Source organism: Streptomyces sp. NPDC047453, assembly GCF_040643155.1.
In the GTDB taxonomy this organism is placed as follows: Bacteria; Actinomycetota; Actinomycetes; order Streptomycetales; family Streptomycetaceae; genus Streptomyces.
Map to the genome: position 1 here is coordinate 81,134 of NZ_JBEYTS010000032.1, position 9,364 is coordinate 90,497.

General features: G+C 68.5%; 9 protein-coding genes. 8 read left to right on the forward strand and 1 reads right to left on the reverse strand.

The features are described from left to right. Nucleotides 1-171: 171 nt before the first annotated feature. The 8 genes from ABZ818_RS25445 to ABZ818_RS25480 all read left to right on the forward strand — a co-directional run bounded on the left by ABZ818_RS25445 (nucleotide 172) and on the right by ABZ818_RS25480 (nucleotide 8,806). The gene (locus ABZ818_RS25445) at nucleotides 172-1,260 is read left to right on the forward strand and encodes a polyprenyl synthetase family protein (protein ID WP_361418923.1); all 1,089 of its coding nucleotides are present in this window, start codon (nucleotides 172-174) and stop codon (nucleotides 1,258-1,260) included. Further along, nucleotides 1,257-2,363, forward strand: a complete 1,107-nt coding sequence (gene mvk / locus ABZ818_RS25450) for a mevalonate kinase (protein WP_361418926.1) — start codon at nucleotides 1,257-1,259, stop codon at nucleotides 2,361-2,363. Before ABZ818_RS25445 ends, mvk begins: the two co-directional genes overlap by 4 nt. Beyond that, nucleotides 2,353-3,402 (forward strand): diphosphomevalonate decarboxylase, encoded by a 1,050-nt coding sequence (mvaD, locus tag ABZ818_RS25455; RefSeq protein ID WP_361418929.1) that lies wholly within the window; start codon nucleotides 2,353-2,355, stop codon nucleotides 3,400-3,402. Before mvk ends, mvaD begins: the two co-directional genes overlap by 11 nt. After that, a complete protein-coding gene (locus ABZ818_RS25460; RefSeq protein WP_361418932.1) occupies nucleotides 3,399-4,517 on the forward strand; it encodes a phosphomevalonate kinase in 1,119 nt (372 codons plus the stop codon). The genes mvaD and ABZ818_RS25460 overlap by 4 nt, the downstream gene beginning before the upstream one ends. Beyond that, entirely contained in the window at nucleotides 4,514-5,605 is a 1,092-nt protein-coding gene (gene fni / locus ABZ818_RS25465; protein WP_361418935.1) for a type 2 isopentenyl-diphosphate Delta-isomerase, read from the forward strand. The genes ABZ818_RS25460 and fni overlap by 4 nt, the downstream gene beginning before the upstream one ends. Then, nucleotides 5,602-6,663, forward strand: a complete 1,062-nt coding sequence (locus tag ABZ818_RS25470; RefSeq protein ID WP_361418938.1) for a hydroxymethylglutaryl-CoA reductase — start codon at nucleotides 5,602-5,604, stop codon at nucleotides 6,661-6,663. Before fni ends, ABZ818_RS25470 begins: the two co-directional genes overlap by 4 nt. Before the next feature lie 2 nt (nucleotides 6,664-6,665). Then, on the forward strand, nucleotides 6,666-7,841 hold the full coding sequence (locus tag ABZ818_RS25475; protein ID WP_361418941.1) for a hydroxymethylglutaryl-CoA synthase: 1,176 nt from the start codon (nucleotides 6,666-6,668) through the stop codon (nucleotides 7,839-7,841). 74 nt (nucleotides 7,842-7,915) lie between these two features. Continuing rightward, nucleotides 7,916-8,806, forward strand: coding sequence for an aromatic prenyltransferase (locus ABZ818_RS25480; protein WP_361418944.1), 891 nt, complete (start codon nucleotides 7,916-7,918; stop codon nucleotides 8,804-8,806). 13 nt (nucleotides 8,807-8,819) lie between these two features. Here ABZ818_RS25480 and ABZ818_RS25485 read toward each other — a convergent pair. Continuing rightward, a partial coding sequence (locus ABZ818_RS25485) for a transposase (RefSeq protein WP_361418947.1) occupies nucleotides 8,820-9,364 on the reverse strand: 545 nt, incomplete at its 5' end.

Genomic DNA, 9,364 nt, shown 5'->3' on the forward strand with positions numbered 1-9,364 from the left:
GAGACCGTAGACGCGCTGGTTCGGAAATTGGCGTTGCTTTCCTGGGGGATGCCGTGTGTTCGGAATGGACCGGAAACCCCGCGTTCGAAGTGACATGACCTCAGCGAAGTCCTGGGAGTCCGAGATGCGTGAGTGTGAGAGTGATCGCTGCCTTGATCGGGAGATGAGAGCATGACCGTCAGCTATCCCGGGGCAGCGGTGGACACGGCTGCTGTCGATGCTGCGATCAGGGACTTCTTCGCCGGGCGCCGAGCCGAGGCCGACGCGTTCGGCCAAGACTTCGCGGCAACGGTCGCCGAGCTCGAGAACTACGTTCTGCGCGGCGGCAAACGCATCCGGCCGGCCTTCGCCTGGCTGGGCTGGATCGGCGCCGGCGGTGACCCGCGCGACCCGGTCGCCCCGGCGGTGCTGAGCGCCTGCGCGGGGTTCGAGCTGCTGCACGCGTCGGGCCTGATCCACGACGACATCATCGACGCGTCCCGGACGCGCCGCGGACATCCTGCCGCGCACGTGACCTACGCCGAGCGGCATCGGGTGCGGCGCTTCTCCGGTGACTCCGACGCCTTCGGCACTGGCACCGCCATCCTGATCGGGGACCTGGCACTGATATGGGCCGACGTCATGGTCCGTGCGTCCGGGCTGCCGGCGGACGCGCAGGCCCGGGTCTCACCGGTGTGGTCCGCGGTGCGCTCGGACGTCATGTACGGTCAGCTGCTCGACCTGATCAACCAGGCGAGCAACGACGAGAACGTCCAGTCGGCGCTGCGCGTCAACCAGTACAAGACGGCCTCGTACACGGTGGAGCGCCCCCTGCAGTTCGGTGCCGCGATCGCCGGCGCGGACGCCGGTCTCATCGCGGCCTACCGGTCGTTCGGCGCCGACATCGGGATCGCGTTCCAGCTCCGCGACGACCTGCTGGGCGTCTTCGGCGACCCGGCGGTGACGGGCAAGCCGTCGGGCGACGATCTGCGCGAGGGCAAGCGAACGGTTCTGCTCGCGACGGCGCTCGAGCACGCGGACGAACGCGATCGGGACGCGGCCGGTTTCCTCAGGGCGAAGATCGGCACCGACCTCTCCGACGACGAACTCGCCCGCGTGCGGGCCATACTCGTCGACACCGGAGCCGTGGATCAGGTCGAACGGCAGATCGCGCTCCGCGCCGACCGGGCCATGGCCGTGCTGGAGGCGAGCGACGTCACCAGCGCCGCGAAGCATCAGCTCGCCGCGATGGCGATCAAGGCGACGCAGCGGGCCCAATGATGTCACCGACGAACTCGCGCACTTTCGCCGACCGCGGAAGCTCCGCGGGGGATCCGGACACCGAGCACGGACGCCTCGGTGTCGGACGCGCCCACGGCAAGGCCATCCTGCTGGGGGAACACGCCGTCGTATACGGCGCTCCGGCACTGGCCATTCCAGTCCCGCAACTGACGGTCACGGCGAATGCGACGCGATTCTCGTGTCCGGGCGAGGGCGAGGACAAGATCTCCTTCGCGATGGCGGGACCGGGGTCGGCGTCGGTGACACCGCTGGCCACGGACAGCCTGCAGCGCCTGGTGGCGGAGTTCAAGGAGCTGACCGGCGTCTCCGGCCGCATATGTGCCGACGTGCTCATCGACTGCACGATCCCGCAGGGCCGTGGGCTCGGCTCCAGTGCCGCGTGCGCCCGGGCGGCCGTTCTGGCGTTCGCGGATCTCTTCGGCCGCCGGCTCGACGCCGGGTCGGTGTTCGATCTCGTGCAGGTTTCGGAGACGGTGGCACACGGCAGGGCGAGTGGCATCGATGCGATCGCCACCGGTGCGAGGTCTCCCATCGTCTTCCGTTCCGGCACCGTCAGGGAGCTGACCATCGCCATGCCGGGGGACAGCTGTTCACCTCCCTCGAAGCGGACCGAGGACCGCGCCGACGCAGGCTCGCATTCCGGCTTCGACGGGCTGTTCGTCATCGCGGACAGCGGTGTCGGCGGCAGTACCAAGGACGCGGTGGATCTGGTGCGGCGCAAGTTCGACCGCGACCCGGAGACACAGGCGGCATTCGTGCGCCGGGTGTCGAGCCTGACGCGCGCGGCCGTACGCGACCTCGATCACGGCCGACTGGGCGACTTCGGCGCGCGGCTGACCGAGAACCACGGGCTGCTCCGCGAGATCGGGATCAGCACGGACCGGATCGACGCGCTGGTCGAAGCCGCGCTCGAGGCCGGCGGCCTGGGCGCCAAGATCAGTGGCGGCGGGCTGGGAGGCTGCATGATCACGCTGGCCGGAGAGCCCAGCGGGGCGGAGGCGGTCGTGCGGCGCCTCCACGAAGCCGGCGCCGCCCGCATCTGGGTCGTACCGACCGGGAGGTTCGCGAGTCATGTCCGTTGACCACCAGCCGGGGCCGGCCGGGTCGGGCGAGAGGGCCTTCGAGCACGGCGCGACCGCCGTCGCCCATCCGAACATCGCGCTGATCAAGTACTGGGGCAAGCGCGACGAGCGACTCATGATCCCGTATGTCGACAGCCTGTCGCTGACCCTGGACGTCTTCCCGACCACCACCACCGTCCGGCTCAGCCCCGGCGCACCGGCCGACAGCGTCACCCTCGACGGCTCGCCCGCGGAAGGCGAACCGCGACGGCGTGTCATCGCCTTCCTGGATCTGGTACGGGAACTGGCCGGGCGGACCGAACCGGCCGTCGTCGACACCCGCAATTCCGTTCCCACCGGAGCGGGCCTGGCATCTTCCGCGAGTGGGTTCGCGGCCCTGGCCCTCGCCAGCGCCGCCGCGTACGGTCTCGATCTCGATCCCACCGCGCTGTCGCGCCTGGCCCGGCGCGGGTCCGCGTCGGCCTCCCGGTCGTTGTTCGGCGGCTTCGCCATATGCCACGCGGGCCGGGGCACCGGCGCGGCCGCGGACCTCGGCTCCTACGCCGAGCCCGTGTCCGTCCCGGATTTCGACCCCGCGCTGGTGATCGCGCTGGTCGACGCCGGCCCCAAGGCCGTGTCCAGCCGCGCGGCCATGCGGCGCACCGTCGAGACCTCTCCGCTCTACCGGTCGTGGGCGACCTCGAGCGAGGCCGACCTGTCGCAGATGCGGGCGGCGCTGCAACGCGGCGATCTCGACGCGGTGGGGGAGATCGCCGAGCGGAACGCCCTCGGCATGCACGCGACGATGCTGGCCGCGCGGCCGGCGGTGCGCTACCTGTCACCGGCCACTGTGGCCGTGCTCGACGGCGTCCTGCAGCTCCGGGCCGACGGTGTACCGGCCTACGCGACCATGGACGCCGGACCGAACGTCAAGGTGCTCTGCCACCCTGCGGACGCCGCCCGGGTGGCCGAAGCGGTGCGCGTTGCCACGCCGGGATGCTCGGTGGTCACGGCGCGGCGCGGGCCGGGCGCCCGCCTGCGGACGGGGGCCGAGCAGTGACCGGTCGGGGAACGATCAGCTGGCACGCGTCGGGCAAACTGTTCATCGTCGGCGAGTACGCGGTCATGGAGCCGGGCCACCCGGCGGTCCTGGTGGCGGTCGACCGGCAGGTCGGTGTCACCGTGTCGGGATCCGACGGCGTCGACGTCGTGATCGATTCCGATCTCTGCCCGGGGCAGGCGCGCTTACGGCGGCGTGACGGTGGGTTCGCCGGGCGGGGTGCGGACGACGAGCGGCAGGCGCTGAACAGCCTCGGCCATGTGGTGTCGGCGGTCGAAGTGGTCGACGGGCTGCTGGCCGAGCGCGGGTTGCGCGTGCCCCCGGTGCACATCTCGATCAGGAGTCGCCTGCACCGCGACGGAACCAAGTTCGGCCTGGGGTCGAGCGGCGCGGTGACGGTCGCCGCGGTGGCCGCCGTGTCCGCGTACTGCGGCGTGGAGTTGTCCCCCGATGCCCGGTTCCGGCTTGCGATGCTGGCGACGGCGCGGCTCGACCCACGGTCCTCCGGCGGCGATCTCGCCGCGAGCGTCTGGGGCGGGTGGATCGCCTATCACGCGCCCGATCGGGCCGCCGTGCTCGACATGGCGCAGCGCCGGGGGATCGAGGAGACGCTCCGCGCGCCGTGGCCGGGCTTCGGACTGCGACAGCTGCCACCGCCACGCGGACTCGCGCTGAAGGTGGGCTGGACGGGACAACCGGCCAGCACCTCCTCGCTGGTGGGGCGCCCGGCGATGCGGGAGTGGCGAGGCAGTGCGTCACAACGGGGTTTCCTGGCGCGCAGCGACGAGTGCGTGCGCGCCTCGATCCGTGCGCTGGAGCGGGGAGACGACCACGAGTTGCTGCAACAGGTCCGAGGCGCCCGCCAGGTGCTCGCCGATCTGGACGACGAGGTTCGGCTGGGCATCTTCACCACCAGGCTGACGGCGCTGTGCGACGCCGCCGAGGCCGTCGGTGGTTCGGCCAAACCGTCGGGTGCCGGGGGTGGCGACTGCGGGATCGCGTTGCTGGACGCCACGGCGGAAAGAGCGATCTCGCGACTGCGAGAGCGATGGGCCGCAGCGGGGGTGCTCCCCATGCCGATTGATATCCAGCCGATGAATGGGAGCGCGGGATGATCGCCAATCGCAAGGACGACCACGTCCGGTTCGCTGCCGAGCAGCAGCGCGGCCTCGGCGGGCACAACCAGTTCGACGATGTGTCCTTCGTCCATCACGCCCTGGCCGGCATCGACCGGTCCGAAGTCTCGCTGGCCACGCGGTTCGGCGGCATCGAGTGGCCGGTTCCGCTGTGCATCAACGCGATGACCGGCGGCAGCGTCAGGACTGGTGTCATCAACCGCGATCTGGCGATCGCCGCGCGTGAGACCGGCGTCCCCATCGCGACAGGATCCATGAGCGCGTATTTCGCCGACGAACGGGTGGCGGGCACCTTCAGCGTGATGCGCCGCGAGAACCCGGACGGGTTCATCATGGCGAACGTCAACGCGACCGCCTCTGTCGAGAAGGCGAGGCGGGCCATCGACCTGTTGGAGGCCGACGCCCTGCAGATCCACCTCAACATCATTCAGGAAACGGTGATGCCGGAGGGCGATCGGTCGTTCGCCCTCTGGGGGCCGCGGATCGAGGAGATCGTGGCCGGCGTCGACGTCCCGGTGATCGTGAAGGAGGTCGGCTTCGGGCTGAGCCGCGAAACCTTGTTGAGGTTGCAGGAGATGGGAGTGCGCGTGGCCGATGTCGCCGGCCGCGGCGGCACGAATTTCGCGCGCATAGAGAACGACCGGCGCGATCGCGCCGACTACTCCTACCTCAACGGCTGGGGACAATCCGCTCCGGCCTGCCTGCTGGACGCCCAGGGTGCCGGTATCCCGGTGCTGGCCTCCGGCGGTGTCCGCAATCCGCTCGATGTGGTGCGCGCGCTGGCGCTCGGCGCCTCCGCTGTCGGCGTGTCCGGCTTGTTCCTCAGGACCGTGCTCGACGGCGGCGTGCCGGCACTGATCTCGCTGATCTCCGCATGGCTCGATCAGCTCGAAGCCCTGATGACCGCGCTGGGTGCGCGGACCCCGGCGGATCTGACCCGCTGCGACATGCTGGTCGATGGCGAGCTCCGCGCGTTCTGCGCCGAGCGGGGAATCGAAACCCGCCGGCTGGCCACCCGCGCCAGGTCCTACGGCATCACCCACGAGACGTTTGGAGGCACACGATGAGCGACGCGAACGCAGTCGCCGGCGTTCCCATGAAATGGGTGGGTCCCCTGAGAATTTCGGGAAACGTGGCGGCAGTCGAGACGGAGGTTCCGCTCGCCACCTACGAATCGCCTCTCTGGCCCTCCGTCGGTCGGGGCGCGAAGATCTCCATGATGGTCGAGCAGGGCATCGTCGCCACCCTTGTCGACGAGCGGATGACGCGCTCGGTCCTCGTCAGGGCCAAGGACGCGCAGACCGCGTACTTGGCCTCCCTGGAAGTCGACGCGCGGTTCGACGAGCTGCGCGAGATCGTGCGTACCTGCGGCAGATTCGTCGAACTGATCGGGTTCCACCACGAGATCACGGCCAACCTGCTGTTCCTCCGGTTCGACTTCACCACCGGCGACGCCTCCGGGCACAACATGGCGACCCTGGCCGCCGATGCGCTCCTGACACACATCTTGAAGACCATTCCAGGGATTTCGTACGGCTCGATCTCGGGAAACTACTGCACCGACAAAAAGGCGACCGCGGTCAACGGAATCCTCGGTCGCGGCAAGAACGTGGTCACAGAACTGTTCGTACCGCGCGACATGGTTCACAAGGCACTGCGCACCACGGCCGCCGCGATAGCCGAGTTGAATGTGCACAAGAACATGATCGGCACCTTGCTCGCCGGCGGTATTCGATCGGCCAACGCGCACTACGCGAACATGCTGCTCGGTTTCTATCTCGCGACGGGCCAGGACGCGGCCAACATCGTCGAGGGCTCGCAGGGTGTGACCGTGGCCGAGGACCGGGACGGCGACCTCTACTTCTCCTGCACCCTGCCGAACCTGATCGTGGGAACCGTCGGGAACGGAAAGGGGCTTGAGTTCGTCGAGGAAAACCTGACCCGGCTCGGCTGCCGGACGGCGGGCGACCCCGGTGAGAACGCGCGCCGTCTCGCGGTCATCGCAGCCGCGACGGTCCTCTGCGGTGAACTCTCACTTCTGGCGGCGCAGACGAATCCGGGCGAACTCATGCGAGCACACGTCCGACTGGAACGCAAGAACACGGCGACAAAGATCGGGGGTTAGCGATGCCCGGGGATTTCGCCATCGGAATTCACGACCTCTCGGTCGCGACGACACAGTACGTCCTGACGCACGACACGCTGGCTGCCCACAACGGCACCGATGCCGCCAAGTACCACAGGGGTATCGGCCAGCGGTCGATGAGCGTGGCCGCGGCCGACGAGGACATCGTGACCATGGCTGCCACCGCTGCCGCTCCCCTCGTCGCCCGGCACGGCGGCGACCGGATCCGGACGATCGTCTTCGCGACGGAGACGTCCGTCGATCAGGCGAAGGCGGCCGGCATACACGTCCACTCACTGCTGGGCCTGCCCTCGGCGACCCGGGTCGTCGAGCTCAAGCAGGCCTGCTACGGCGGGACGGCTGGCCTGCAGTTCGCCGTCGGCCTCGTCCACCGGGATCCCTCGCAGCAGGTCCTCGTGATCGCCAGCGATGTCTCGAAGTACGAGCTGGACAGCCCCGGCGAAGCGACCCAGGGCGCGGCCGCGGTGGCCATGCTGGTCGGCGCGGAGCCCGCATTGGTGCGCATCGAGGACCCGTCGGGCATGTTCACCGCCGACATCATGGATTTCTGGCGGCCGAACTACCGCACCACGGCCCTGGTCGACGGGCATGAGTCCATCTCGGCGTACCTGCAGGCGGTGGAGGGTGTGTGGAAGGACTACGCCGAGCGGGACGGCCGCACGCTCGACGAGTTCAGCGCGTTCTGCTACCACCAGCCGTTCACGAAGATGGCCCACAAGGCGCACCGGCACCTGCTCCGCCATTGCGGGTACGACGCCGACGAGGGCGAGATCGCCCGCGCCGTCGGGCGCACGACGGCCTACAACGCCGAGGTCGGGAACAGCTACACCGCCTCGATGTACCTCGGGCTGGCCGCGCTGCTCGACCACGCCGACGATCTGACCGGCCAGACCGTCGGCTTCCTCAGCTACGGGTCCGGCAGCGTCGCCGAGTTCTTCGCCGGTACCGTCGTACCGGGATACCGCGCGCACCTGCGATCCGCCGCGCATCGCGATGCGATCGGCCGGCGCCAGGACATCGACTACGCCAAGTACCGCGAGATCCACGAGTACTCCTTCCCGGCCGACGGCAAGGACCATCCCGTGCCGAGGGAGACCACCGGGCCGTACCGGCTGGCCGGACTGTCCGGTCACAAGCGCATCTACGAGCCGCGGTAGGACACCCCGGCGGCGATCGGTGCAGGTGTCAACGTCATCAAACGTCAGGCGCAGTCCCAACACTTGGAGGAACGATGTCCGCAACTGCTGAGGTGGCGGAACTCTATTCGACCCTTGAGGAGTCGGCTCGGCTGTTGGATGTGGCCTTCGAGCGTGACAAGGTCCGGCCCATCCTGAACGCGTACCAGGACGCATTCGCGCATCCGGCGGCCGTGGTCGCCTTCAGGGTGGCCACCTCCATGCGCCACATGGGAGAGCTCGACTGCCGCTTCAGGACGCACCCGAAGGACCGGGATCCCTATGCCCTCGCTCTGGCGAAGGGCCTCACCGGTGAGACGAGCCATCCGGTCGGCACCCTGCTCTCGGACGTTCAGGAACGATGTCCCGTCGAGAGCCACGGCATCGACTTCGGAGTCGTCGGCGGCTTCAAGAAGATCTATGCGGCCTTCGCTCCGGATGACCTGCAGGACGTGTCGAAGCTCGCCGACATCCCGTCCATGCCGCGCAGTCTGGCCGAGAACGCCGGGTTCTTCGCCCGCCACGGCCTGGACGACAGGGTCGGCGTGATCGGGATCGACTACCCGCACCGAACGGTGAACGTGTACTTCAACGACGTACCCGCTGAATGCTTCGAATCGAAGACCATCCTGTCGACGCTCCGCGAGACAGGGATGGCGGAACCGAGCGAGCAGATGCTCAAGCTCGGCCAGGAGTCGTTCGGACTGTACGTCACCCTGGGCTGGGAATCTCCGAAGATCGAGCGGATCTGCTACGCCGTCACCACCACGGACCTGGAGGCACTTCCCGTTCGCATCGAACCGGAGATCGAGAAGTTCGTGAAGAGCGTTCCGTATGGCGGCGAAGACCGCAAGTTCGTCTACGGTGTCGCGTTGGCCCCCCAAGGGGAGTACTACAAGCTGGAGTCGCACTACAAGTGGCGGACCGGGGCGGTGAACTTCATCTAGTAGACTGTCGCAGCTAATATTTGGGATAGAGATGGCGCAGTTTGATGCGTGCATCGTGGGTGGTGAATTGCCAGTCCACCTGACGCTGGTCGGTGTTGGTGGCGTTCTGCCAGGCGGAGAGTTCGGTGTTGAGTGTGTCGAGGTCGCCGATCCGGCGGTCGAGACATTGCTTGGTCAGCGCGGCGAGTTCGATCTCGGCGATGTTGAGCCATGAGCCGTGTTTGGGCGTGTGGTGGATCTCGAGGCGTTGAGCCAGGGCGAAGGCCTCTTCCGGTGCGAATGCCTCGTACAGTGAGGCGACATTATGGGTGTTGAGGTTGTCCATCACCAGCACCACGGTCTCGGCGTCGGGGTAGTCCACGCTCAGCAGTTGCTTGACCTGGCCGGCCCAGTCGATCCGGGTCCGTTGGGACAGTGCCTGGACCCGGGGCCACCCACGTAAGGGTTCGACCCACACGAAGATGGAGCACGTGCCGCAGCGGATGTACTCGCTGTCCTGGCAGGCGTCGTGACCTGGCCGGGCCGGGAGCGGGCCGCGAGCATGGTCGAGGAGCTGGT